This is a genomic window from Pseudomonas sp. Nvir (assembly GCF_963778085.1).
Taxonomy (GTDB): Bacteria; Pseudomonadota; Gammaproteobacteria; order Pseudomonadales; family Pseudomonadaceae; genus Aquipseudomonas; species Aquipseudomonas juntendi.
Map to the genome: position 1 here is coordinate 3,274,349 of NZ_OY970405.1, position 25,169 is coordinate 3,299,517.

At 62.2% G+C, this 25,169-nt stretch carries 13 protein-coding genes and 9 pseudogenes; 7 read left to right on the forward strand and 15 right to left on the reverse strand.

The window, feature by feature from the left end; genetic code table 11:
- Positions 1-190: 190 nt before the first annotated feature.
- Positions 191-2,163, reverse strand: a pseudogene (locus AACG97_RS15800) (BCCT family transporter).
- Between the two features lie 307 nt (positions 2,164-2,470).
- Between AACG97_RS15800 and AACG97_RS15805 the strand changes: the two are divergent.
- Positions 2,471-3,025 (forward strand): annotated as a pseudogene (locus tag AACG97_RS15805) (Na+/H+ antiporter NhaA); the annotation flags it as partial.
- Between the two features lie 500 nt (positions 3,026-3,525).
- On the opposite strand, the pseudogene AACG97_RS15810 reads toward AACG97_RS15805, so the two are convergent.
- Positions 3,526-3,900 (reverse strand): annotated as a pseudogene (locus AACG97_RS15810) (SNF2-related protein); the annotation flags it as partial.
- Between AACG97_RS15810 and AACG97_RS15815 the strand changes: the two are divergent.
- Positions 3,901-5,715: pseudogene (locus tag AACG97_RS15815) on the forward strand (relaxase/mobilization nuclease domain-containing protein); the annotation flags it as partial. It abuts the pseudogene before it with no gap.
- A 122-nt stretch (positions 5,716-5,837) separates the two neighbouring features.
- Here the strand turns inward: AACG97_RS15815 and AACG97_RS15820 are convergent.
- The 4 genes from AACG97_RS15820 to AACG97_RS15835 form a co-directional block, all read right to left on the reverse strand.
- Entirely contained in the window at positions 5,838-6,143 is a 306-nt protein-coding gene (locus tag AACG97_RS15820) for an ArsR/SmtB family transcription factor (protein ID WP_066419976.1), read from the reverse strand.
- Between the two features lie 220 nt (positions 6,144-6,363).
- On the reverse strand, positions 6,364-7,335 hold the full coding sequence (locus AACG97_RS15825) for an LLM class oxidoreductase (RefSeq protein WP_197885726.1): 972 nt from the start codon (positions 7,333-7,335) through the stop codon (positions 6,364-6,366).
- 89 nt (positions 7,336-7,424) lie between these two features.
- Entirely contained in the window at positions 7,425-8,549 is a 1,125-nt protein-coding gene (locus AACG97_RS15830; RefSeq protein ID WP_197885725.1) for an alkene reductase, read from the reverse strand.
- Positions 8,550-8,614: 65 nt separating this feature from the next.
- Positions 8,615-8,929, reverse strand: coding sequence for an aldehyde dehydrogenase family protein (locus AACG97_RS15835; protein WP_318782799.1), 315 nt, complete (start codon positions 8,927-8,929; stop codon positions 8,615-8,617).
- A 105-nt stretch (positions 8,930-9,034) separates the two neighbouring features.
- On the opposite strand from AACG97_RS15835, the gene acuI reads away from it, so the two are divergent.
- The 3 genes and pseudogenes from acuI (at position 9,035) to AACG97_RS15850 (ending at position 11,272) form a co-directional block, all read left to right on the forward strand.
- Positions 9,035-10,021 carry an acrylyl-CoA reductase (NADPH) gene (acuI, locus tag AACG97_RS15840; protein ID WP_197885724.1) on the forward strand — a complete coding sequence of 329 codons (987 nt, stop codon included), beginning with the start codon at positions 9,035-9,037 and terminating at the stop codon, positions 10,019-10,021.
- 37 nt (positions 10,022-10,058) lie between these two features.
- A pseudogene (locus AACG97_RS15845) lies at positions 10,059-11,003 on the forward strand (LysR family transcriptional regulator).
- A 2-nt stretch (positions 11,004-11,005) separates the two neighbouring features.
- Positions 11,006-11,272 (forward strand): EexN family lipoprotein, encoded by a 267-nt coding sequence (locus AACG97_RS15850; protein WP_197885732.1) that lies wholly within the window; start codon positions 11,006-11,008, stop codon positions 11,270-11,272.
- Here AACG97_RS15850 and AACG97_RS15855 read toward each other — a convergent pair.
- On the reverse strand, positions 11,239-11,364 hold the full coding sequence (locus tag AACG97_RS15855; protein ID WP_263975073.1) for a hypothetical protein: 126 nt from the start codon (positions 11,362-11,364) through the stop codon (positions 11,239-11,241). The genes AACG97_RS15850 and AACG97_RS15855 overlap by 34 nt on opposite strands.
- Before the next feature lie 141 nt (positions 11,365-11,505).
- Here AACG97_RS15855 and AACG97_RS15860 point away from each other — a divergent pair.
- Positions 11,506-11,930 (forward strand): annotated as a pseudogene (locus AACG97_RS15860) (conjugal transfer protein TraG); the annotation flags it as partial.
- A gap of 901 nt (positions 11,931-12,831) precedes the next feature.
- Positions 12,832-14,675: pseudogene (gene mobH, locus AACG97_RS15870) on the forward strand (MobH family relaxase).
- A gap of 80 nt (positions 14,676-14,755) precedes the next feature.
- Here mobH and AACG97_RS15875 read toward each other — a convergent pair.
- The 8 genes and pseudogenes from AACG97_RS15875 to frmR all read right to left on the reverse strand — a co-directional run bounded on the left by AACG97_RS15875 (position 14,756) and on the right by frmR (position 25,017).
- Positions 14,756-17,407 carry an excinuclease ABC subunit UvrA gene (locus AACG97_RS15875; RefSeq protein WP_225786233.1) on the reverse strand — a complete coding sequence of 884 codons (2,652 nt, stop codon included), beginning with the start codon at positions 17,405-17,407 and terminating at the stop codon, positions 14,756-14,758.
- Between the two features lie 25 nt (positions 17,408-17,432).
- Entirely contained in the window at positions 17,433-19,298 is a 1,866-nt protein-coding gene (gene nhaA, locus AACG97_RS15880; RefSeq protein ID WP_225786234.1) for a Na+/H+ antiporter NhaA, read from the reverse strand.
- A gap of 60 nt (positions 19,299-19,358) precedes the next feature.
- Positions 19,359-20,672, reverse strand: a complete 1,314-nt coding sequence (locus AACG97_RS15885) for a replication-associated recombination protein A (protein ID WP_197885721.1) — start codon at positions 20,670-20,672, stop codon at positions 19,359-19,361.
- 291 nt (positions 20,673-20,963) lie between these two features.
- Positions 20,964-21,605: pseudogene (gene fghA, locus AACG97_RS15890) on the reverse strand (S-formylglutathione hydrolase); the annotation flags it as partial.
- A 58-nt stretch (positions 21,606-21,663) separates the two neighbouring features.
- Positions 21,664-22,958 (reverse strand): annotated as a pseudogene (locus AACG97_RS15895) (DUF3422 family protein).
- A 172-nt stretch (positions 22,959-23,130) separates the two neighbouring features.
- Complete coding sequence (locus AACG97_RS15900; RefSeq protein ID WP_009681673.1) at positions 23,131-23,529, reverse strand: VOC family protein; 399 nt, start codon at positions 23,527-23,529, stop codon at positions 23,131-23,133.
- Positions 23,530-23,572: 43 nt separating this feature from the next.
- Positions 23,573-24,682 (reverse strand): S-(hydroxymethyl)glutathione dehydrogenase/class III alcohol dehydrogenase, encoded by a 1,110-nt coding sequence (locus AACG97_RS15905; RefSeq protein ID WP_023435204.1) that lies wholly within the window; start codon positions 24,680-24,682, stop codon positions 23,573-23,575.
- Positions 24,683-24,741: 59 nt separating this feature from the next.
- Positions 24,742-25,017: a formaldehyde-responsive transcriptional repressor FrmR gene (gene frmR / locus AACG97_RS15910; protein WP_007182548.1), complete on the reverse strand. Its 276-nt coding sequence runs from the start codon at positions 25,015-25,017 to the stop codon at positions 24,742-24,744.
- Positions 25,018-25,169 lie beyond the last annotated feature (152 nt).

Consider the following 25,169-nt stretch of genomic DNA (forward strand, 5'->3'; position numbering starts at 1 on the left):
AAATGCATTCAGGTTGATGACCTCACTATCATTGAATCTGTCCATCAGCCTAACCCGTAACCTTGGCTACCGCGCTGCTTTATCGGGGCATGTTGTCGCCGTCGAGCTCTCGCCCGGCTGACTTTCGATGCCCGCTACCGAGCGCACGGCACCGCCCTGACGCCTTGTGCAGGGCAGTGCGCACCCAATCTCAACTCACCACATGAAGGTAATGCAGGTGACGCTCGTATTGATCGAGGATATCGCCGATCACATCGTCACGACTCCAGCCCATGATGTCGTAGTTCTGGCCGCCCTCACGCAAATGCACCTCGGCCGGAAATACTTGCGACCATCGGTTCCGTCTTCCGTATCACGCATCACGAAGCTGGGTGTGTTGAAAGCACGCGGACGGACTTCGTAGAGAAAGCGCCCTTCCCCAGCGTGTGAAAGCTCAAGGGTGACGCGGCCATCATCCCGCTCATTCACCGCGACGTCGTAGCCTTGCTTGCGCAACTCAAGTGCAACCTCCTCACAAGCCGGCTTGACCACCTCGGCAATAAAGCGCGTGACATGGGCGCGGCGCGGCATCATGGCAATATTGCGCAGCCGGCGCTGCCAGCCACCATGGTGCTGCCGGGTATGACGAGTACCTGGAAGAGCCTGATTACGCAAGCCGCGACGGGTGGCATCCAGGCTCAAGGCCTTGAACAATCCCCAGATGGCAATCAACAAGATGGCGGCGAACGGCAAGGCGCTGGCGATAGTGGCGGTCTGCAAGGCCTTGAGGCCGTTGGCCAAGAGCAACGCAATGGCAACGGCACCGATGCTGAGCGACCAGAAAATCCGTTGCCACAATGGGGAATGGCCCTGGCCGGAGGACGCGAGCATATCGACTACCAAGGCCCCCGAGTCTGCCGAGGTTACGAAGAACACCACCACCATCAGCACCGCGATCAGCGAGATCACCGTGGAAAACGGGAAGTGTTCAAGGAAAGCGAATAACGCCAATGAGCTGTCTTGGCCAACGACAGCGGCCAAGTCTTTTATCCCGTCATTGAGGATCATGTGAATAGCCGAATCACCAAACACCGTCATCCACAGCAAGGTGAAACCGGCCGGCACGAACAGCACACCACACACGAACTCACGGATGGTACGCCCACGTGAAATACGAGCAATAAACAGGCCTACGAAAGGCGACCAGGACAACCACCAGCCCCAATACAGCAACGTCCACCCACCGATCCAGTCAGTCGGTTCATAGGCGTAGAGGTTGAAGGTCTTGTTGACGATGTCCGAGAGGTAGGCGCCGGTGTTCTGTACATAAGCCTGCAGCAGGGAAACGGTAGGCCCCAAGATCAGTACGAACAACATCAATATCACTGCCAGACTCAAATTGAGCTCGGACAGGATGCGAATGCCTTTATCCAGCCCACTGGCCACCGAAAGCGTTGCCAACCCACACGTGGCTGCAATGAGAATGACCTGAACCGTCGGGCTGACCGGCAGACCGAACACATGGTGAAACCCGCTGTTGATCTGCAGCACCCCATACCCCAGCGAGGTCGCGACGCCGAACACCGTGCCGAGGATGGCGAAGATATCGACCGCATGACCAAGGGGGCCGTAGATACGCTCACCAATCAATGGGTAAAGTGCCGAGCGCAGGGTCAGCGGCAGACCGTTGCGGAAGCTGAAGTAAGCCAGAATCAGTGCCACAATCGCGTAGATCGCCCAAGCATGCAGCCCCCAGTGGAAAAACGTGATCTTCATGGCTTCGCGCGCCGCCGCGACCGTGCCTGGATCACCCACCGGTGGCGTGGTGAAATGCATCACCGGCTCCGCCACACCAAAGAACATCAAGCCGATGCCCATGCCGGCGGAAAACAACATGGCGAACCAGCTACTTTTCCGGTAATCCGGCTCACTGTGATCGGGACCTAACTTGATGTCGCCATAGCGGCTGACGGCCAGGAACACCACACTGATCAAGACCAACGCCACGGTAAGGATGTAAAACCAACTGGCATTGGTGATGATCCAGGTCTGGACGTGTTCGAACAGTGCCTGGGCATGCTCTTGAAATGCCGTGGCGTACAGCACGAGAAGAAAGATCAAAACCGCGCTGGTGTAGAAAACTGGGGGGTTGAGGGTGCTCCTGGGTTTCGGGGCTGCAGTCATTGCGGCAGTTCTCCTTGTAAGGCGATGAGCACAGGGGGTCAGCACGGCGATTTGATCCAAGACTAGCAGCCAATGCAGTGCCTGATGGCGGCCCCTCCCCGCTCGAAGTTGACTTTAAACCCTACCGTCCGCCGCAAAAAATCTCAAACACCCATCAACGAACAGTGTTTGAACCACTGACCGCTAATTGATCATTCATCTGAGCGCCATGATTGGTTAGACTATTCGCGGGTGCTAGCTGCTCGGCGCAGTGAGGCAGGTTAAACAAGAGCGCTGGTCGGGCCGCCATGCGGGAGCCACTGCGCCTATGCCCCAGAAAGAACTGCCTCGCGCCCAGGAATTGGCCGAACGGGCCTTTGCCAACTTTGAACGCTTTCTCCACATCGAAGCCGTCAGCGGCATTGTCCTTCTGGTGGCCGCACTCGCCGCGCTGGTCTGGGCGAACTCTCCAGCGGCAGAAAGTTATGAGCATCTTTGGCACACCCCGCTGACACTCGGCATCGGTTCGCTGATCTACGCCCAACCCCTGCACTTCTGGATCAACGACGGCTTGATGACCATCTTCTTCCTGGTGGTCGGCATGGAGATCCGTCGTGAGATCCATGAGGGGGCACTTGCCAGCCTGCGCCAAGCCGCTTTACCGATGGCGGCAGCAATCGGCGGTGTGGCCGTCCCTGCGCTCATTTACCTTGGTTTTGGTCATGCCCCCCAAGAGCAACAAGGCTGGGCTGTGCCAACGGCCACCGACATCGCTTTTGCCGTCGGTGTACTGGCGCTGCTGGGCAAATCAATTCCTTCCAATGTCCGCGTCTTCTTGCTGGCACTGGCGATAATCGATGACATTATCGCAGTGCTGATCATCGGGTCAGCCGGCACGCGATCCACCTCGCTGCGCCCAATGCTGTCGCGCTGCAAGCCGAACTCCTCGTGAATCAGCTCGCGCGCCTCCTCGGTCAGGCGTTCACGGCCTTCGATGTCCAGCTCTTTGTCGCGCAGAAACGCCTCGTGCAGCGTCAGCATCAACAAGCGTCGCTTGATCGTGCGGCGCACGGCAGCGAAGCTCGACGCCGCGATCTTCTGGAAGATCGCCATCAAGAAGCCCAGTGCGCGCCCCTTGTTGCCCTGGCGCCGGGCCAGATCGAAACCGTCCTCCAGGTACTCGCGCAGCTTCTCGTAAAACAGCCGCTCCTCCTGATTCATCAAGAAGGACTCGGTATGCACCCAGCGCCGGGCAAACAGCGGTGAGCCATCGGGTTGACAGGCATCGGCCTTGGTGCGGCGAAACATCACCGTGTTCAGGCGATGGCGGTTTTCCAGCATGTCCTCGGGACTGCCAAACAGCGTGGGGTTCAAAAGCTGAGCCAGCATCCAGAACTGGAAGGGATTGCCCTGGTGCGGCGTAGCAGACAGGAGCAACAGATCACGCGCGTGATCCTTCAGCGCTTCGGCCAGCTTGTAGTTTTCCGTCTTGCGCACCTTGCCGCCCGTGCGGTGTGCGGTCAGGTGATGTGCTTCGTCGAATACCACCAGATCCCACCGTGGCACATCCAGCAGACGCTTGATACGGGCAGAGCGCTTCAAGGTGTCGATGCTGGCAATCAGCCGGTCGTGCTTGGCGAAGGCATTGGTCTTGCGGTCGGTGATGTCGCCTTCGGAGCCGAACACCTCGAAGTAGAGATTGAACACCTCGTTCAATTCGCGGTGCCAGTTGTTCACCAAGCCTGCGGGCACCACCATCAGCGCCCCGGTTCACGGCTTGGGCGCGGCCACACGGCGGCGCGCTTCGCCGGGGCGAAGCTGACGCCCATGTCGCGGCGCGTGACTATCAAGACCCTGCTGGTCAATCAACGCAACGCCAGCCCGCAGTCGCTCGCCAAGTACCTGCGCTACATCGAGCGCGACGGCGTCGGCCGCGATGGCGAACCGGGCCGGGCCTACGGGCCGCAGACTGACGATGCCGACCTCGATGCCTTCAAGGAGCGGGCCGACGACGACCGGCACCATTTCCGCTTCATCGTCTCCCCGGAGGACGGGGTCGAGCTGGACGACCTGCGTACCTACACCCGGCACCTGATGAACCGCATGGAGGCCGACCTGGGGACGCGGCTGGATTGGGTGGCAGTCGATCACTGGAACACCGACAATCCGCACACCCACCTGATCGTGCGCGGGCGCGACGACACCGGCAAAGACCTCATCATCGCGGGCGACTACATCGCCCACGGCTTCCACCATCGCGCCGCCGAACTGGCGACGGAATGGCTCGGCCCGCGCACCGAACTGGAGATCCAGCAGACCTTGCAACGCGAGGTGGAACAGGAGCGGTGGACGAGCCTCGACCGCACATTGCAGCGTGAGGCCGGCGAGGATATCCGGGTGCAGATCGAGCGCTTCAACGAACCCCGGCTGCAACGCCAGCGGCTGCTGCTGATCGGACTCCAACGCTTGCAGCGCCTGGGCCTGGCCGACGAGACGCAGCCTGGCACCTGGGCCGTCCATGCGGACGCGGACAAGACCTTGCGCGCCCTGGACGAACGCGGCGACATCATCCGCACCATGCAGCGCGCCATGAGCGGGCAGCCGCGCGAGCTGGCAGTGTTCGAGCCGGGCGAGGATGGCCGCACCATCGTCGGCCGCGTTGCTGCCAAGGGACTGACCGACGAGCTGCATGACCGCGGCTATCTGGTCATCGACGGCGTGGACGGGAAGGCTCACTACGTCGCACTGAACGCCCGTGACCAGCTGGCGAACTACCCCATGGGCGCGGTGGTGGAAGTGAAGGGTTCGGCCGATGTGCGCGCCGCCGACAAGAACATCGCCGCGCTGGTGAGCGATGGCCTGTACCGCGCCGATCACCACTTGGCCATCGAACAGGGCCGGGCCAAGCCCGGACGCGACCCGCAGGAGGTTGTCGCCGCCCACGTCCGGCGGCTGGAAGCGTTGCGCCGGGCTGGCATCGTGGAGCGTGTGGCAGAGGGGCTATGGAAGGTGCCGGACGACCTGGCCGAGCGTGACCACCAGTACGATGCTAAGCGCCTGGGCGGCGTGGCTGTGGAACTGAAATCGCACCTACCCATCGAGCGGCAGGCGCGCGTGATCGGCGCGACCTGGCTTGACCAGCAATTGATCGGCGGCGGCAAGGGGCTGGGCGAGCTGGGTTTTGGTGGCGACACCAGGCAATCTCTACAGCAACGTGCTGACTTCCTGGTCGAACAAGGTCTAGCCGAGAAGCGCGGCCAGCGCGTAATCCTTGCTCGAAACCTGCTGGGCACGCTACGCAATAGGGAGCTGGCGCAGGCCGCACAGGACATCGCCACCGAAATCGGCCTGGAACATCGCCCGTTGTCGGACGGACAGCGGGTGGCCGGCATCTACCGGCGCAACGTCATGCTCGCCAGCGGTCGCTACGCGATGCTGGATGACGGCATGGGATTCAGCCTGGTGCCGTGGCGGCCGGTGATCGAACAGCGGCTGGGACAGCAGATCGCCGCGACGGTGCGCGGCGGCGGGGTGTCGTGGGAGATTGGAAGGCAGCGTGGTGTTTCGGTATAGCCAGATTGACGCCAAACGCTGGGCCACTTCGACAACGTAAGCTTGGTTCCTGGCATGTTCTGCGTTGTCGTCGAGGCCGGTGAAAATCCGCGCCGCGCACACCGCAACGGCACGGCCAATGTTCAGATCAACGTTTGCAGGCTCTTCAGCAACTCTTCAATATTCCCTTCGTGACGCTTGTAATAGGTCCAAGGTCCGATGCGCTGGGACGTGACCAGTTTGGCCCGCTGCAAGACCGTCAAGTACTGTGAAATGGTCGACTGTGACAGCCCCGCACTCTCCTGGATGATGCTCACGCAAACCCCGACCTTTTCGGGATCGACCTCTTGCTCCGGATAGTGTTTGCGTGGGTCTTTGAGCTTGGCCAAGATCGCCAATCGGGCGGGGTTGTCCAAAGCCTTCAGTGCCTCATGGATATCAATGCTCATGGCAACCTCAAAACTACTTTGCTCGATATTATAATATCTCAATTACTAATAGCAGTGCACGGATGTAGTGAGAGCCACTACCGCAAAGTCCAGAGTGATGTCGGCATCAGCAATGCCATCCACCTGTTCGCCGCGTTCGCTGCCCGCTAGTCTCTGCAACCGTCTAGTGCAGCAAAGAACGCGCGTCAGACTCCCCATAACGAGTTGGTCTCTTGCAAACTCATGGCGAGTGCGCGGTAAACTGGGGCACGATATAAGAGCCAACTTCATCAATGACTTCTGATGCCGGACGATGGCCATACTTGAGATTGAGAATTACATGATCGACGCCAATCGACTCAAGTGACTCCAATAGCGCTAGCAGATGATTTCGCCCCAGCCGGTAGCCCAGATGGATTGGCACCGGCGGTGCGTCCGGACGCACATCCAGGTCGATGTAAAGCGACTGGAGGAAAGGTTTGTAGGCGTCCTCCAATTGGGCTTTGACCACCTCTCGCCAGTTCGCCACCATCGTCTTCTGCAACTGCGGTGCCCGTGGATAGGTGATCCACCCGGAACTCTCCCGCGCGATCCACTCCATGGACTGGCGACTGTTGCCCGTCACGAAAAATGGAATCTCGTTCGTAGTCGGTTTCGGAATCAGGTCAGCATTCTCCAATCGGCCACGACTCCATTGCAGCGGCTCGAAGCTGGTGCGCTGAGCCTTGCGGATCACTTCCAGGTGCTCCCGGAAAATGTCGCCCCGCTGATCCGGGTCGACATCAAATGCAGGGAACTCCACAGGTCTGTCACCCGAAGCGATACCCATCAGGAAGCGGCCGCCGCTCAATTGGTCCACGCTCGCAGCAGCCTTGGCTGTGTGCAGCGGATTGCGCAGCGGGATCGCTATCGACGCAGTCCCCAGTGCAATCGTCGACGTATGTGCTGCGATGAAGCCCAGATAGACCCAGGGATCAAAAACCTGGCCCACATCGCCGAAGCTGGGGTCGCGCAACGGTACGTCCCGGAACCAGAGCGCGGAGAAGCCCAGCGCTTCCGCACGACGGGCCAACTCGACCTGGTTGGACATCGTCGGCGTATCGCCCTGGAAGGCCTCGATGGGGAAAAACAGCCCCAGGCTCAGGTGGCCGGCCTTGAAGGTTCGACCGAACCCTTGGTGCTGCTGAAAAGGGGTTGTACTTGGCTGATACATTGTCAGGCTCCTCTGGGTCTCAAGGTTTCCATCGCACGCGCGCAGCGCCACTGGCCGCGTCCGAAGCTGCGAACGCGGCCAGTACTGCCTTATGGCCGGTAAGAGGGGTAGTCGGTGTATCCCTTGTCAGTGCCGCCATACATCGTCGCTGGATCTACTGCGTTGAGCGGCCAGCCCTGGGCGATGCGCTCAGGCAGATCCGGGTTGGCGATGAAGGGACGGCCGAACGCGATCAGATCGCCCCAGCCCGCCTTGACCACGCGCACACCGCGCTCCACGTTGTATTTGCCGGCATAAAGGATCTTGCCGCTGAAGTTGCTGCGCACATCATTTCGGAAGGTCTCGGGCAGCTCTGGCGCGTTGTCCCAATCGGCCTCGGCAAGCGAGACATAGGCAATCCCGACCTGTTCGAGAACCTTGATGGCCTCGATATAGGTTTCATGGGGATCTTCCTCCACCAGCCCCAGATAGACGCGGTCTTCTTCGGTGCTGGCGAACAGCGGGGCAAATCGCACCCCGAGCCGTTCCTTGCCGACCACATCAGCAACGGCCTGTACCACCTCGCGCAGGAAGCGCAGACGATTTTGCAGGGGGCCACCGTATTCATCGGTGCGCCGATTGGTGTGCGAGGAAATGAACTGGTTGACGAGGTAGCCGTTGGCGCAGTGGAGTTCGACACCATCGAAGCCCGCATCGAGTGCATTGCGGGCCGCCTGGGCGTAGAGCTGTACCAACTCTTTCACTTCGGCAGTTGTCAGCGCACGCGGCACCGACGGCTCCGTAAGTGCGCCCTGGCCCGGGCCGGTTTCGACGAACACCTTGACGTTGTCGGCAGCGATTGCCGATGGTGCGACGGGTGCCGCACCGCCGGGTTGCAGCGAGTTATGCGAAACCCGCCCCACATGCCAGAGCTGCGCAAAGATGATGCTGCCTTCGGCATGCACCGCTGCCGTGATCTTGCGCCAGCCTTCAACCTGTTCCGGGCTGTGCATACCGGGCGTCCAGGCATACCCCTGGCCACGCGGCTCGATCTGCGTGCCTTCGGTGACCATGAAGCCCGCCCCGGCCCGCTGACGGTAGTAGTCGGCCATCAGGTCGTTCGGAATGTTGCCCGGCTGGGAACTGCGCGAGCGGGTCAACGGCGGGAGCACGATCCGGTTTTTCAGGGTGTAAGGCCCCAGCTGCGTGCTTTCAAACAGTATTTCTCTATTCATTTCAATACTCCTAAATATCCAGAAATCTCGATGTCATTGAGCAAAATTTTGGCGATGAATCGAACTCAAAACACGCCGAACGGTGCTTCGTTCAGGCTGATGTAGATGTTCTTCTTCTCGCTGTACGCGTCCAGCATTGACTTGTGAGTCTCGCGGCCGAGACAGGACTTCTTGTAGCCGCCGAACGGGGCGTGGGCCGGAATGTCATGATAGGTGTTGACCCACATACGGCCAGTTTCGATGGCCCGTGCCACACGGATTGCACGGCTGATGTCCTGAGTCCAGACAGCACCCGCCAGGCCGTAGTCGGAAGCATTGGCCAGCGCCACCACTTCGTCCTCATCGTTGAACGCATGGCTATCATAGATACATATCGGGATATGTCAATATGTAAATTTATTGATGTCATGTGCCGTGCAGCGTGCACAACTGCGCTCGCAGTCTTGCCCCGCTAATCCGATTTCCCATCCGATAAGGAGCTACATATGTTCAACGCCATCCTCATTGATAAAGACGATTCCGGTTACCACGCCAACTTGAGTACGCTGGACGAGGCCGTATTGCCCTTAGGCAACGTAACGGTAGAAGTGCAATGGAGCACGCTCAACTACAAGGATGCTCTTGCCATCACCGGCCAGGGCGGAGCCGTGGTTCGTCATTTCCCGATGGTGCCAGGCATAGATCTGGCTGGTACCGTGCTGCACAGCGACGACCCCGATTTCAGTACCGGCGATGCAGTGTTACTCAATGGCTGGGGCGTGGGCGAAAAGCACTGGGGCGGCTTGGCTCAACGCGCCCGGCTGCAAGGCGAATGGTTGATCCCGCTGCCGCACGGATTGGACGCACGCCAGGCGATGTCCATCGGTACGGCCGGCTATACCGCGATGCTGTGCGTGCTTGCGCTTGAGCGTCACGGCCTGCGTCCGGAACACGGCGAGGTGCTGGTTACTGGTGCCAACGGCGGCGTCGGCAGTTTCGCCATTGCTTTGCTGGCTCGCCTTGGCTATCACGTCGTCGCCTCCACGGGGCGGCCACAGGAATCCGACTATCTGCGAGCCTTGGGCGCAGAGACCATCATCGACCGCGCCACCCTCTCGCAACCCAGCAAGCCGCTGCAGGCCGAGCGCTGGGCAGCAGCAATCGACTCAGTCGGCAGTCACACGCTGGCCAACGTCTGCGCTGGTCTGCGCGCCGATGGTGCCGTGGCTGCTTGCGGCCTGGCCCAAGGCATGGCTCTGCCGGCCACAGTAGCACCCTTCATCCTACGCGGCGTCAGCCTGCTCGGGATCAACAGCGTGACGCGTCCGAAAGCCGACCGCATCCAGGCCTGGTCACGACTGGTCAAAGATCTGGATTTCGTCCAACTCGATGCGATTACTCAGGAAATTGGATTAGGCGAGGCCATCGCTGCCTCCGAGGATCTACTCGCCGGCAAGGTGCGTGGGCGTCTGGTGGTGGATGTGAATCGCTGAGCAGCTCTGCACAAACCAGCGAATAGAGAGGAACAACATGGAGTTTCGACACCTGCGCTGCTTCCTGGCGGCCGCCGAAGAACTGCACTTTGCCCGTGCTGCCGAGCGACTGCATATTGAACAGTCGCCGCTGTCGCGCACCACCAAGGAACTGGAGGAAGATCTGGGTGAGCAGTTGTTCGTCCGCACTAGCCGCAGCACGCGGCTGACTCGTGCTGGCAAACTGTTTCTGGAGCATGTGCCGCGTGTTTTCACCGCCTTGCAGCAGGCGCGAGACAGCGTGAAGGCAGCTACCAATGGTTTCCATAGCCAACTACGCATTGCACTGTCCGACGGCATCATGCCGTCACGTCTGCCGTCCTTGCTGGCGCTGTGTCGGCAGGAGGAGCCCGAGGTCGAGATTCGGCTGTTCGCGGTGCCGCTGTCGCAGCAGATCAAGGGACTGCACGACGATCTGTACGACGTGGGCTTTGAGCAGTCCGATGACGTTGGTGATGGACTCGTGGCTGAGGCGGCGTGGAGTGATCCGTTGATGGTGGCAGTGCCTTCACGGCACCCGCTGCTGAGACACAAGCGTATCCCATTGGAAGAAGTGCTGCGCTATCCGCTGGTGCTCTGCGATCCGAATGTGTGTGAAGGACATGCCCGCCAGATTGAGCGTGTACTGCGCTGCTCAGACATGGAGCCGATGATTGCTGAGCGTGTGGCGTCTTACGACTTGATGATGGCGCTGGTATCAGCAGGCTTTGCTCTGGGAATTACTGAAGCGCCGCACATTGCGGCTCGCCGTGAATCTGGTGTGATTGCACGAGCGTTAACGGGGCGTTCTCCTTTGCTCACGACCTATGTACTACATCGAGTAGGTGAATCCTCCGATGTACTGTTGCGCTTTATCGAATGAGTACTGGTACTCGAATCACCGGAAGGCGGCGGAGCCGTGCGCCCCTTCGAACCCGACCCCAAAGAGGAAGTCGAGCCATGACCATGAAGCTGATTACCCCGTTCTTGTTGGTTACTGCACTGGCAGCCTGCGGCCCGTCGGAGCCGCCGAAGCAGGAAGTCAATGTGCCAACCGTCGAAGAACTGGCCGCCGATCCGGCACGCCTGAAGGAACTGCGCCGCCAGTGCAAGACGGAGCGTCCGACGATAGGCGACGTGCTGTGCAACCGGGTGGCCGAAGCGACGAACAAGCGCTTCTTCGGCGACGGCAAGGTGCCTTACACACCATCGGAAACGCCGCCGAAGTTCTGACCGTTGGCGGCTTGCCGCATATCCTGTTTTTCTTTCTCAACACGCCGCAGCGCGCTCATGCCTGCGGCGTTTTTATTGGCTTTTTCCTGCATGAAACCATGCTTTCTGGATCACCTTGCTGCCGATAACGGTCTTTGACCGGCACTGAGCCGGCACCGATTCTGACGCCTGCGGCACGCCTTTGTGCCGCGTCTGATTGAGGAATCAGCGCAGGAGAAATCGGAGGCCAGGGTATGCAGGCTCAGGGTGTGTTGTTCGGGCAGATCGCCGCCGTGTTCGGCATCGTGATCGCCGGTGTGTGGGGTGCCACGCAATGGACAGCCGCCGCCTTGGGCTACCAGCTACGCCTAGGCTCGCCCTGGTTCGACTTCCACGGCACGCCGGTCTATTACCCGTGGAAACTGTTCGAGTGGTGGTTCTTCTTCGACGCCTACGCGCCGCAGGTGTTCGACACCGGCGGCATGATCGCGGCAAGCAGTGGCCTGTTGGCCGTGGCAGTCGCCATCGCCATGTCTGTGTGGCGCTCACGCCAGGCGCGCAAGCTGACGACCTATGGCTCGGCCCGCTGGGCCGATGCCGCCGACATTCGCAAGGCCGGTTGACACAGCCTGCTGGAATGCACCTGAACGCCCAGCACGTTGAACACGACCTCGGCCACGTCGTCGATCGTGCCATACGTCACCGCATCCACCGGCGAGCGCCCACCCAAGCCTTCGAGCGGTTCGGACAGTGCGCGGTAGATCGTCCAGTGATCGATACCCTCGACCTCCTGAAGCACGGTTTGGGTCAACTGCTGTTTCACCGGGTCGAGCTGCCAGTCGGGCAGCTTCTGACCGCGCGGTCCCACGTTCAGCGCCAGCAGCCGACGCGCGAGGATGTCCTTGTAGATCTGCTGGCGCGACTTGTCCGCCAGCTTGGCGAACTCCGCGGGCGGCAGGTTGTGCGGCTGGTTGAAGGTTTCCAGCAGCACGGCGCGGCCTCGCTGGACGTCGGTTTCATTCGGTGCCCAGCGCGTGTCGGCGCGCAGCGCGGCCGCCTTGCGTGCAAGGGCCTGCCCAACGGTCTCCCCCTCCAAGTTGGCGGGCAGTGTCACCGCTTCCACACGCTCGTGGACGAACGCCTGCAACTCGGCCGCGAAAGCCGTGGCATCCCGGATTTCGACGGTATCCGCGAAGCGGCGTACATCTTCCACCGTGACGCGCGGCAGACGGTCGGCAATGAATTCAATGGCAGTGGGCATGGTCATCTCCCGAGTAGGTTTCGGACAGGATTCACCCTAGTCGCCTTTGTCGCGTTTATCAACTTAGTCGCCTGAGTGAGAACAACCTACCTGGCGGAAGCAGCGTTCCCACAGCATAGGCAGAGGCCAGCGCCGGGCCGCCGTCCAATGCATTCGAGCGGGTTCCACATTGACGCTGGAGCCGCAACCCAGGCCTCGCTATACCGAAACGGTTAAAGGCCAAAGGGCCGAAATAGCAAGGGAATGGGGTGCAAGGGGAAAGGCCCTACCTCGAAAAGGCCAAAAGGCCTCCCGGTCGGCCCGTCATCAGGACACCCACATGCTTTCCCTGTTCCAGCGAAAACGGCCCCCGGTCGCTGCCGCACCGACGCCACCACCCGTCACCGCCCTCCCGAAAGGGCTGCTGCGTCCTGAGTCGGCCGCATCGCTGCTGGCCACCCACGCCGGCAGAAGCTGCTGGAGCACATCTGGCAGCGTACCTCGCTCTCGCGTAGGCAATTCGCCACCCTGTATCGCAGGCCCCTGGAACGCTATGCCGAACTGGTCCAGGCCTTCCCGGCCTCCGAGGCGCATCACCATGCCTACCCGGGCGGCATGCTCGACCACGGCCTGGAGATCGTCGCCTACAGCCTGAAACTGCGGCAGTCCCATCTGCTGCCCATCGGTGCCAGTCCCGAAGACCAGGCGGCGCAGTCCGAAGCCTGGACCGCCGCCGTTGCCTATGCTGCGCTGCTCCACGCTATTGGCAAGATCGCCGTCGATCTACACGTCGAACTGGCCGACGGCAGTACTTGGCATCCGTGGCATGGCCCGCTGCACCAGGCGTACCGATTTCGCTACCGTGACGACCGCGAATACCGCCTGCACAGCGCCGCAACAGGCTTGCTCTATCGTCAACTGCTCGACCGCCACGTCCTGGACTGGCTCAGCGACTATCCGGCTCTCTGGGCACCGCTGCTCTATGTGCTGGCCGGTCAGTACGAACATGCCTGTGTACTGGGGGAGCTCGTCGTGCAAGCAGACCGGGCGTCGGTGGCCCAGGAGCTGGGCGGCGATCCGGCGCGCGCCATGGCCGCGCCCAAGCATGCACTGCAACGCAAGTTGCTGGACGGGCTGCGCTACCTGCTCAAGGAACAGTTGAAGCTGAACCAGCCGGAAGCCTCCGATGGCTGGCTCACCGAGGATGGTTTGTGGCTGGTGAGCAAGACGGTTTCGGACAAACTGCGCGCACACCTCCTGTCTCAGAGGATCGATGGCATTCCTGCGAACAACACCGCCGTGTTCAACGTGCTGCAAGACCACGGCATGCTCCAGCCCACCTCGGACGGCAAAGCGGTCTGGCGCGCGAACGTGACCAGCACGACCGGCTGGTCCCATTCGTTCACCCTGTTGCGTCTCGCTCCCGCGCTGATCTGGGAGTCTGGCGAGCGACCAGCACCTTTCGCGGGGCCGGTAGAGATCGACGCGACGCCCGCGGAAAACGACGCCAGCATGTCGGCTCCCACGCCTTCCGTCTCGGTGAACCCAGCGCAGGGAGGTCAAGAGCCTCCGATTTGGGAGGGCGACAGCACCACCATCGTTTCACCGCCCGCAGCCCAGCCCGTGCCCGACGTCATGGAGGATTTGCTCGCGATGGTGGGCTTGGGTGAGTTGGCCGGCGTTGGCCAGGATGCCGAGGAGTTCCTCCACACCCCCGCGCCAGCAACAGCCGCGACGTCCATTCCATCGCCTGCACCTGCACCCGCGCCTACGCCTGGGCCATCGGCAACGAAGCCATCCGGGGAACAGTTCATGGTTTGGCTGAAGCAGGGAATCGCCTCACGACGGCTCATCATCAACGACGCGAAGGCACTCGTGCATACGGTGAATGACACGGCCTACCTAGTCAGCCCGGGTGTGTTCCAACGCTATGCGCAGGAGCATCCCGAAGTGGCCGCACTCGCCAAGCAGGAGAATCAACAGGATTGGCAGTGGGTGCAGAAGCGCTTCGAGAAGCTGCAGCTACATCGAAAGCAGCCCAATGGCCTGAACATTTGGACCTGTGAAGTCACGGGCCCGAGGAAGCCCCGCCGACTGCATGGCTACCTCCTCGAAGACGGGTCCTTGGCACTCGCCGAAATACCGCCCAACAACCCCTATCTTGCTCTGACTCAGGAAGGATGACGCGATTCGGGCATTGATCGCCACCGTCGTGTGGCGACGATCAATGCCCCGCGAAAATTGGCAACATTTGGCGAACTGAGCTACTCGGCCCGCGCCAACTCCTGTGCAAGGAACGGAGCGGTTCTGCTGCCAGACGTTCGGGCCACCTGCTGAGGGGAGCCCGCCACCACGATGCTGCCGCCGGCAGCGCCTGCACCAGGCCCCACGTCGATCACCCAATCAGCCTGGGCCACCGCGCGCATATCGTGTTCGATCATCACTACGGTATTGCCGGCATCGACCAGGCGCTGCAACTGCACCAGCAGCCGGTCGGCGTCCGACGCATGCAGCCCGGTAGTCGGCTCGTCGAGCACGTACAGGCTTCGGCCGCGCTGGCTGCGCTGAAGCTCGGTCGCCAGCTTGATACGCTGCGCCTCGCCACCGGAAAGCTCGGTGGCCGGTTGCCCCAGGCGCAGGTAGTCCAGTCCGATATCGCGCAGCAGTTGCAGTGGCCTTGCCACAGCGTCTTCACCCGCGAAGAATTCGCTGGCTTCGTCCACGGTCATCTGCAGCACCTCGGCGATGTTGCGCCCGTTCCATTGAACCTTCAGCGTGGCCTCGTTGTAGCGTGCGCCATGGCACGTCGGGCACGGCGCGTACACGCTGGGCATGAACAGCAGTTCCACGCTGACGAAGCCCTCGCCCTCGCAGGTCTCGCAGCGCCCCTTGGCGACGTTGAACGAGAAACGGCCGGCGTCATAGCGGCGGCGGCGAGCGTCGGGCGTGGCGGCGAACAGCTTGCGCAAGTGGTCGAACAGGCCGGTGTAGGTAGCCAGGTTCGAGCGCGGCGTGCGCCCGATCGGCTTCTGGTCCACCTGCACCAGGCGCTGTATGGCGTCCACATCGCCCGCCAGATGACCGCCAGTCGCTTCGATCACCGCCGGCCCTTCGCTGGTGGCGCTTTCGGCCGCATCGTCTTCCGGCTCGTGGCCCAGGTGCAGCAGCACCAACTCCGGCAGGGCCTGCGCGACGAGGCTGGACTTGCCGGAGCCGGAGATACCGGTGACGGCCGTCAGCACGCCCAGCGGAATGCGTGCATCCACGCCATGCAGGTTGTGGCGGTGGATGCCCTGCAGTTCCAGCCAGCCGGTCGCTTCGCGTGCCCGGCTTCCCGACGCGGGGATCTCCTCGAACAGATAGCGGGCGGTGCGCGATTCGGCAATCTTGCGCAGGCCATCCGGCTCTCCGCTGTAGAGCACGCGGCCGCCACGCTCACCGGCATCCGGCCCGACATCCACCAGCCATTGCGCGCGGCGCATCAGGTCCAGGTCGTGCTCCACTACGAATACCGAGTTGCCGGCATCGCGCAGCCGGTCGAGCGCGTCGTATAGGGCCTGGCTGTCGGAGGGGTGCAGGCCCGCCGAGGGCTCGTCGAGCACGTACACGACACCGAACAGCAGGGAACTCAATTGCGTGGCCAGCCGCAGGCGCTGCAACTCGCCGGCCGAAAGCGTCGGCGTGGTCCGGTCCAGCGTCAGGTAGCCCAGGCCCAGCCCACGCAGTTGGCGCAGGCGTGCCATCACGCCACCGGCCAGGCGCTGCGCGGCGAGGCGCTTTTCTTCCGATAGCGCCGAGGTGCGGCGCACGTCGGGCGATACCGCATGGACGGCGCGCCCGGAGGCCGCGCGTTCGGCACGGTCACGTCGGGTCGCTTCCTTGTCCGTAGCCGCCCCCGCTGCATGGGCGCGGGAATCGCCCTGGGCGATGGGTTCGAGCAAGGCCGCCAACTGGTCCAGCGGCATCTGCATGAACGCGCCGATGTCCACGCCGGCGAAGGTGACCGACAGCGCCTCGGACTTGAGCCGCTTGCCGTGGCAGGTGGGGCACGGTTTGCCCTCCATGAACCGGGACACGCGCTTTCTCATCAGCGCGCTCTGGGTATTGGCAAAGGTGTGCAGCACATACCGCCGGGCGCCGGTGAAGGTGCCCATGTAGCTCGGTTCCATCTTGCGCTTGAGCGCGGCGCGGGTTTCGGCCGGCGTGAAGCCCGCGTACACCGGCACCGTCGGTGTTTCCTCGGTGAACAGAATCCAGTCGCGATCCTTCTTCGGCAGGTCCTTCCACGGTCGGTCAACGTCGTAGCCCATGCTGACCAGGATGTCGCGCAGGTTCTGGCCTTGCCAGGCGGGGGGCCAGGAGGCGATCGCCCGCTCGCGGATGCTCAGGGAGGGATCGGGCACCATGATGGCCTCGGTCACCTCGTACACATGGCCCAGGCCGTAGCAGGTCGGGCACGCTCCCTGCGGCGTGTTGGGCGAAAAATCCTCGGCGTACAGCATCGGCTGGTTGGCCGGATAGGCGCCGGCGCGCGAATACATCATCCGCACCAGGCTGGACAAGGTGGTCACACTGCCCACGGAGGAACGCGCGTTGCTGGAGCCCCGCTGCTGCTGCAGCGCCACCGCCGGCGGCAGGCCGTCGATCGCATCGACGTCCGGCACGCCGGCCTGCTCGATCAGTCGCCGCGCATAGGGGGCCACCGACTCGAAGTAGCGTCGCTGGGCCTCGGCATAGATGGTGCCGAAGGCCAGCGAGGACTTGCCGGAGCCGGAGACACCCGAGAACACCACCAGCGCGTTACGCGGGATGGAGACGTCCACCTCCTTGAGGTTGTTCTCGCGCGCACCGCGCACTTCCACCATGCCGCTGGCCGCAGCGGTACAAGAGGATTCACCGAAAGAATTGTTTGGCAAGTTTTTATCCTGTAGTTCGTCCCGCTCAGGACGGGACTTCCTGAGTTCGGGTGCCGCGGCGGCTGGCTTCGAGCACTGCGGTGACAGTGCGGGCGTCGTAGCTGCCGCGCAGACGACGACCCTCGACGAAGAACGTCGGCGTGGCGTGCGCACCGCTGGCGACCGCACTGGCGAGGTCGCGCTCGACACGCTCGATCACCGCGGTGCTGTCGAGATCCGCGATGAACCGTTCGACGTCGAGCCCAAGCTCGGCGGCGTAGCCGATCAGATGCTCGCGCTCCAGCGCATGCTGACGGGTGAACACGAAGTCCAGCCACGGCCAGAACATCCCCTGGTTCGCCGCTGCCTCGGACGCCCGCGCGGCAATCGGCCCGTGCGGGTGGTGCGGCAGATGGCGCACCACATACCGCAGGTCGTCACCGAAGTGGGCGCGAAGATCGTCCCACGAACCGGTGGCGTGCGCACAGTACGCGCACTCGAAGTCCACGTACTCGACGAGTGTGAGCTGGGCGTCCTCCGGCCCGCGGATGTGATCGATCTCCGGATCGACCGGCGGCTCAAGCACCATCGGCAGGTCAGCGGTCTTCTCACCCCACCGCTGGGCGGCGACCTTGAAGATCAGCCACCCGAGCAACGTGGCGAACACCATCGACACGAGCACGCCGACCGTCGCCTGGCGGCCCAGGTCGGAGGTCGTGCCGAACGCGAGCCCGATGATCAGCAGCGACACGGTGAAGCCGATCCCGGACAGCGCCGCCCCACCGAACACGCTCCCCACCCCGACGCCCTCAGGCAGCCGGCCCAGGCCGAGACGGACGGCGACGAGCGTGGTGAGCCCGATGCCCAAGAGCTTGCCGAGCACGAGCCCTGCGATGACGCCCCACGTGACTGGCGAGCCAAAGGCCTCGGCGAGCAGCCCGCCACGCACGTCCACCCCGGCGTTCGCCAAGGCGAAGATCGGCACGATCAGCAGCGCCGTCGGCAGCCGCAGGAACTCGTGCAATCGCTCGTTCACCGAGATACCCCGGGACAGCCCGCAGTCCACCGCGCGGGCCGATGCGGCACTCGGCGACTGCCAGAAGTCGCGGAACAGTTGTCTTGCCGCAACGACCCCGTGACGTTGCGTCGCATAGGCGGGGATCAGCAGCCCCGCGGCCATCCCGGCGAGAGAGGCATGGATGCCGGAATACACGGTTGCGAGCCACAGCACGATCACGATCAGCACATACGGCATTGCCCGCCACTGGCGGGTGCGCCCTAGCCACCACAGCGCAACGAGACTGGCGAGGGCGATCAACAACGGGACGACCCGGATCTCCTCGCTATAGACGATGCCGATGATGGACACGGCGAGGAAGTCATCGACCACGGTCAGGGTGAGCAGGAACACACGCAATTGACCGGACAGCCGCGGACCGACGATCGCCAGGGTGCCCAGCATGAACGCCGTATCGGTGCCGACCACCGCACCCCACCCGTGCAGGCCCTGACCTCCGGCCAGCCCCACGAGCAGGACGTACACCAGAGCGGGAAGCACAACACCCGCGACCCCCGCGATCAGGGCGAGACCGGCACGGCTGCGATCCCGGAGCGATCCGTGGGCGAACTCCTGACGCACCTCCAGGCCGATCAGGAAGAAGAAGACGACCATCAGGCCGTCGTTGACCCAGTGATGCAGGTCCATGTGCAGGCCCAGCGGCCCGAAGTCAAACCCGACGTCCAGGTGCCACAACTCGAAATAGGCATCGGATAGCGGCGAGTTCGCCCACGCCAGCGCCACGACCGTGACGATCACCAGCAGCACCGCAGCACCAGACTCCGTGCGCAGATAGCGGGCAACGCGTCCCAGGCTGACATTCGCCGAGGATGCACCGAAAGAAGTGGCTGACATGTTCTTATCCTGTTCCTGTAGTTCGTGAAGTCGCGATGAGCCGGTTTCGGAGGCGACCGGTCAGGCGTCCGCCTCTGGCAGCGTCCCATCATCCAGCGAGCGCAGCCAAGTAAGCCATTCTCCCAGCCTGCGCTCAACACCTCTGTCCGTTGGCTGATACCAGCCCGGCCGCGCCACGCCCTCGGGAAAGTAGCTTTGCCCAGCGGCGTAGCCGTTGGGCTCGTCAGGAGCGTAGCGGTAGCCTTCGTGATACCCCATCTGCTGCATCAGCTTCGTCGGCGCATTGCGAAGATGGAGAGGCACAGGCAGGGAGCCGCTGTTCTTGACGAAGGTCTTCGCCTTGTTCCAGGCGGCATAGGCAGCGTTCGACTTGGGGGCGGCAGCAAGGTAGGTCGCCGCGTGGGCAATCGGTATTTCGCCTTCGGGGGAACCCAGCCTCTCATAGGCCAGCGCGGCATTGAGCGCCAGTTGCAGCGCCTGCGGGTCGGCATTGCCGATGTCTTCGCTGGCCACTACCACCATGCGGCGGGTCACCTGGCTGACGTCGCCGCTACCGTCAAGGATGCGGGCCAGCCAATACAGGGCCGCATCAGGGTCGGAGCCCCGTAGCGACTTGTGGAAGGCTGAGAGCTGCCAGTAGAACTCGTCACCGCCCTTGTCGAACCTGCGCAGCGATGGACTGGTGGACAGCTTGGCGGACTGGCCATCGACCACGGTCTTGCCAGCGCCCGACGCCGCATTCGTCACCTGCTCAAGCAGATTGAGGAAGCGCCTGCCATCGCCATCGGCAAAGCCCTTGAGCAGATCCAGCGCGTCCGCGTCCAACGTGACGCCCTGGAGATGCGGCAGTGCGCGTTCGTAGAGTTGGTTCAGTTCGTTGCCGGACAGCGGTTCGAGGGTATAGACCTGCGCGCGCGAGAGCAGAGCGGAATTGACCGCCAGCCCCGGATGCTCGGTCGTCCCCCCCACCAGGGTCAGGAGCCCCGACTCGACATGGGGCAGCAGGGCATCCTGCTGCGCCTTGTTGAAGCGATGGATCTCATCGACGAAGAGCACCGTCGATCGACCATGGTTGTCCAGTTCTGCCTGGGCCTCGTCGATGGCTTGCCGGATGTCCTTCACCCCGGCCAGCACGGCCGAGATGGCGATGAATCGGCTGTCGGTCGCACTGGCGGCCAGGCGCCCCAGGGTGGTCTTGCCCACGCCTGGCGGCCCCCAGAGGATGAATGAGTGCAACTTGCCCGCCTCGAACGCGAGACGAAGCGGCTTGCCGGGGCCGAGCAAGTGCCGTTGCCCGACGAATTCATCCAGCGTCTTGGGCCGCAGGAGTTCGGCCAAGGGAGGCTTGGGCTTTGTCGTGAATAGATCAGTCAAGTTCCTCTCCCTGGCATTTCTGATAGTTGACGTTCCGATAAGGTGGGCACCTCAATCCAGAGAGCCGGATTTATCCAACGCCGTGGGCTCTTTGTCGCTAATCGCATGCATGATGATGCGAGAGCCGCGGTAGCCGATGCTATGGTTCCATACCAGCTCAACGCGACGCTGAGACGATTTCGCGTACCGATCAGAAAGTAGATATGCGCGAGCTTCCAGATCCACCACGCAAAGGCTCCACGCAGCTTAACCCGCCCCATGTCAATTACGGCCAGGCTGCGGCCGATGGTGCAGCAGCGGCAGACGCTCCTGCACGGTGCGAATCAGCTCCACGGTGTCGTACTGCTTCCACGCCTCCCGGTCGCTACCCAGGTACGCCTCGAAGGCCTTGTGTCCCCAGGGAACCTGGGTGGGGGCGACGATGGGCGAGAAGGCCGAGACGCTTCGATAACGGCCCGGGTTGCGCAGGGCGGTGACCAGGGCGCCATGCCCGCCCATGGAATGGCCGCTGATGCTCCGCTCCGCTGTCACGGGAAAGTGGGCCTCGATCAGCGCCGGTAGTTCCTGCACCACGTAGTCATACATCCGATGATTCGCAGCCCAGGGTTCCTGCGTGGCGTTGACGTAGAAACCCGCCCCCTGTCCGAGGTCAAAGGCGGGATCGTCGGCAACGCCTTCGCCGCGAGCGCTGCTATCGGGCTCGACGACGGCAATGCCATGTTCGGCCGCGTAGCGCTGGACGGCGGACTTGGTGATGAAGTTCTGCTCGGCGCAGGTGAGGCCTGAAAGCCAGTACAGCACCGGCACCTTGCCGTGCTGTGCCTGCGGAGGCAGATAGACGCCGACTTTCATCGTGCAACCGAGCGTCGTGGATTCATGCTGATAAACGTCCTGCCAACCATCAAAGCTGGCGTGATGTTCGATGCGTTCCATGGTGTTCTCCTATGCTCAAAGGAACGGCGCAGCTCTCGCGCGCCAGGACGGCATCTCGTCAGGAAGATTTCTCTTCCGCTGCCGTGTCGCCGTGGGCGTGTCTGATCCTGCGCACGATCCACCAGATCGTCAGCATCACCGCAGGCACCAGAACCGCCATTACCGGCGCCACGCTGTCGTGAACCATCGGAATGCCCTTGAGCAAATAGCCGAGAAGACTCATGACGTAATAAGAAATTGCCGCGACCGACAGGCCTTCGACGGTTTGCTGAAGGCGCAATTGCATCTTGGCCCGGTTGTTCATCGACGCAAGCAGATCGCGGTTCTGGCGTTCAAGCTCGACGTCGATCCAGGAACGCAGCAACGCGATGGCCCGGGTCAGCTTGTCGGAGAGCTTGGCCTGGCGCTCCTTTACGGATTGGCATGTCCGCATGGCGGGAGCGATGCGACGCTGCAGGAAATCCGCCCAGGTGCAGTACCCGGATACGGCCTCTTCCGAAAGCGCTGCCAACCTTTCCTCGACGATCTCGTAGTGCCAGCTTCCAGCTCGGCAGCCAGACCGGTCAATTCGGACAGCAGCACGTCGCTGTCGCGCCGTTCCACCAAGCTCGTACACATCTCGTCGGTGATCGCCGCAAGGCGCGACTCCATGCGCCGCAGCTCCGACGTCATCGACCGCGTCAACGGCAAGGACAGCAACGCCAAGGTACGGTAGGTCTCGATCTCCAGCAGACGTTGAGCCAGCGCACCCACCCGCGCCGGGGTCAAATCGCGGGCAAGGACGAGGACCTGCGTCAGGCCATCCTCATCCTGTCGAAAGTCGGTCAGGATGGCGGCAGAGCCGTTCTCCACCAGCGAGTAGCACAGGCTGGCAGGATCGAAGCGATCGGCCTCCTTCTCCGTTTCCGGCGTCCATGGAAGAAGTCTCAAACGGATGCCGGATACGATCGGGCCGGGAGGAACAAATCCATGCTTGAACGGATTTTCGCCGCACGGCTCTCCCGTCTCGGAATCCAGCGAAGCGCACCAGAGATACGTTGAGAACTCGGTGTGTTTTTCACAGTGCAGGTCTCCCTCATCCCATGTCACGCCGTGAAGCGGCGTAGCGTGGTCGGGCTCGGCAACGCCGAAGCGATGAGACAACTCACTCATCGCCATCTGATCCCTGGCCTGATCGCCTTCGGTCATGAAAGCGAGCTGCAATATGCCGCGGGGGGCCTGAATCAACAGATGCGGGCGCGCATGCACTTCACCCACGGCCGCAGCACGATCGGCATAGGCCGGCATGCCGTACACGGTGGCGGTCGGGGTGGGGTGTACGGTCGTCGTATTGATGTTGGCCGGCTCTTGCATAACGACCTCATTTCTTCTTGGGTGAAAAACACGCTTCAAAGCAAATGCCCGCAGCCATGCGTTTCGCACATGGCTGCGGGCCGATCTTCATGAGCGGGCACCGCTCTACACGGTCCGTCTACGTGTAGAGGCTTGTGCTGGCCCTTTCAGAACGCCCTCAGCTTCCTAGCTTTCAGACGAAGGTGTACGAGCAAACCTTGTTGCCCGCCGGATCACGCAGGTAGGCCGCATAGGCACCCGGCAGGTGGCCACGCGGGCCAGGCTGGCCCTCGTCGGTGCCGCCTGCGGCAAGGCCGGCGGCGTGGAAGGCATCCACTTCGGCGGGAGTGGCGGCCGCAAAGCCGACCGTCACACCGTTGCTGGAAGGCGCTTCACCATTGCCAGGACGGGCGATGATGAAAGCCGGCTTTTCGCGACCGAAAAGCACCCATCCGTTGCCGAAAGGACCGAGGTTCTTGATGCCGAGAGCACCCAGAGCGGCGTCATAGAACGCGGTCGACTTCTGGACGTCGGCGGCGCCGACGAAGACGTGCGAGAAGATGCCGTCGCCGGAAATGACAGGATTGGACATGGTTAATTTCCTTGGTGGCTGGTGTTGAATGGATAGTGAGTGATCAGTAGTGGATCACCGTGCGAATCGACTTGCCTTCATGCATCAGGTCGAAGGCCTTGTTGATGTCGTCGAGGCCCATGGTGTGGGTGACGAACGGGGCGAGATCGATCTCGCCTTTCATTGCGTCTTCCACCATGCCGGGAAGCTGAGTGCGGCCCTTGACCCCACCGAAAGCCGAACCCTTCCAGGTGCGACCGGTGACCAACTGGAACGGGCGGGTCGAAATTTCCTTGCCAGCACCAGCCACGCCGATGACGATCGACTGGCCCCAGCCGCGGTGGGCAGCTTCCAGAGCCGAACGCATCACGTCGACGTTGCCGATGCACTCGAAGGTGTGATCGACACCCCAGCCGGTCATCTCGATCAGAACCTCGTGAATCGGCTTGTCGAAGTCCTTCGGGTTGAGACATTCGGTCGCGCCGAAGGTACGAGCCAGTTCGAACTTCGCCGGATTGGTATCGATGGCGATGATGCGGCCCGCTTTGGCCTGGCGTGCACCTTGAATCGCAGCGAGACCGATGCCGCCGAGGCCGAAGATGGCCACCGAGTCGCCGGGCTGTACCTTGGCCGTGTTGTGCACGGCACCGATGCCGGTGGTCACGCCGCAGCCCAGCAGGCAGACGTGCTCGGGGTTGGCGTCCGGGTTGATCTTGGCCAGCGAGACTTCGGCGACGACCGTGTATTCGCTGAAGGTCGAGCAGCCCATGTAGTGGTAAAGCGGCTGACCGTTGTACGAGAAGCGAGTCGTACCATCGGGCATCAGCCCCTTGCCCTGGGTTGCACGAACCGCGACACACAGGTTGGTCTTGCCGGACTTGCAGAACAGGCACTCGCCGCATTCGGCGGTGTAGAGCGGAATGACGTGATCGCCAGGCTTCACGCTGGTCACACCTTCACCCACCTCCACGACGATACCCGCACCTTCATGACCCAGCACGACCGGGAAGAGACCTTCGGGGTCGTCGCCCGACAGGGTGAAGGCGTCGGTATGGCAAACGCCGGTATTCGTGATCTTGATGAGCACCTCGCCCTTGCGCGGCGGCTCGACGTCGATCTCGACGATTTCCAGCGGCTTTCCTGGCCCGAAGGCAACTGCTGCACGTGATTTCATGATGTCGCTTCCTTTACTAGCTAACTAAATTTGCCCTCACCGAGGGCACCCTGGTGCCTCTATCGCAGATAGGAGCGGACGATAGAGATGGTCTCGTCAATGGACTTGTTCTGCGAATCGCTCCTGATTTCGCTACTGGGAAATTCTTCCCGCAGATAGCTCTCCAGAACGGTTGCCATCAATCCGTTGACTGCCCCACGAACGGCCGCAAGCTGCTGAAGAATTGCAGGGCATTCCGCACCTGCATCAAGCGCTTGCTCAAGAGTCGCTACCTGACCTTTGATGCGCCGGATGCGCGTCAGTGCTTGCTTCTTTTCTTCCGGACTGTGTGGCATCGAACACCTCTCTACTTGGGTACACCGCCGCATTATACAATACTCCCTCATAGTATATGCGGCCGAACTTCGCCACAAATTCTGTGTTCTTCGAGCACTCTTACAGGCTAGTACAGGTTTGTTCCCAAGAAGCGCGAAACATTCATATCAAT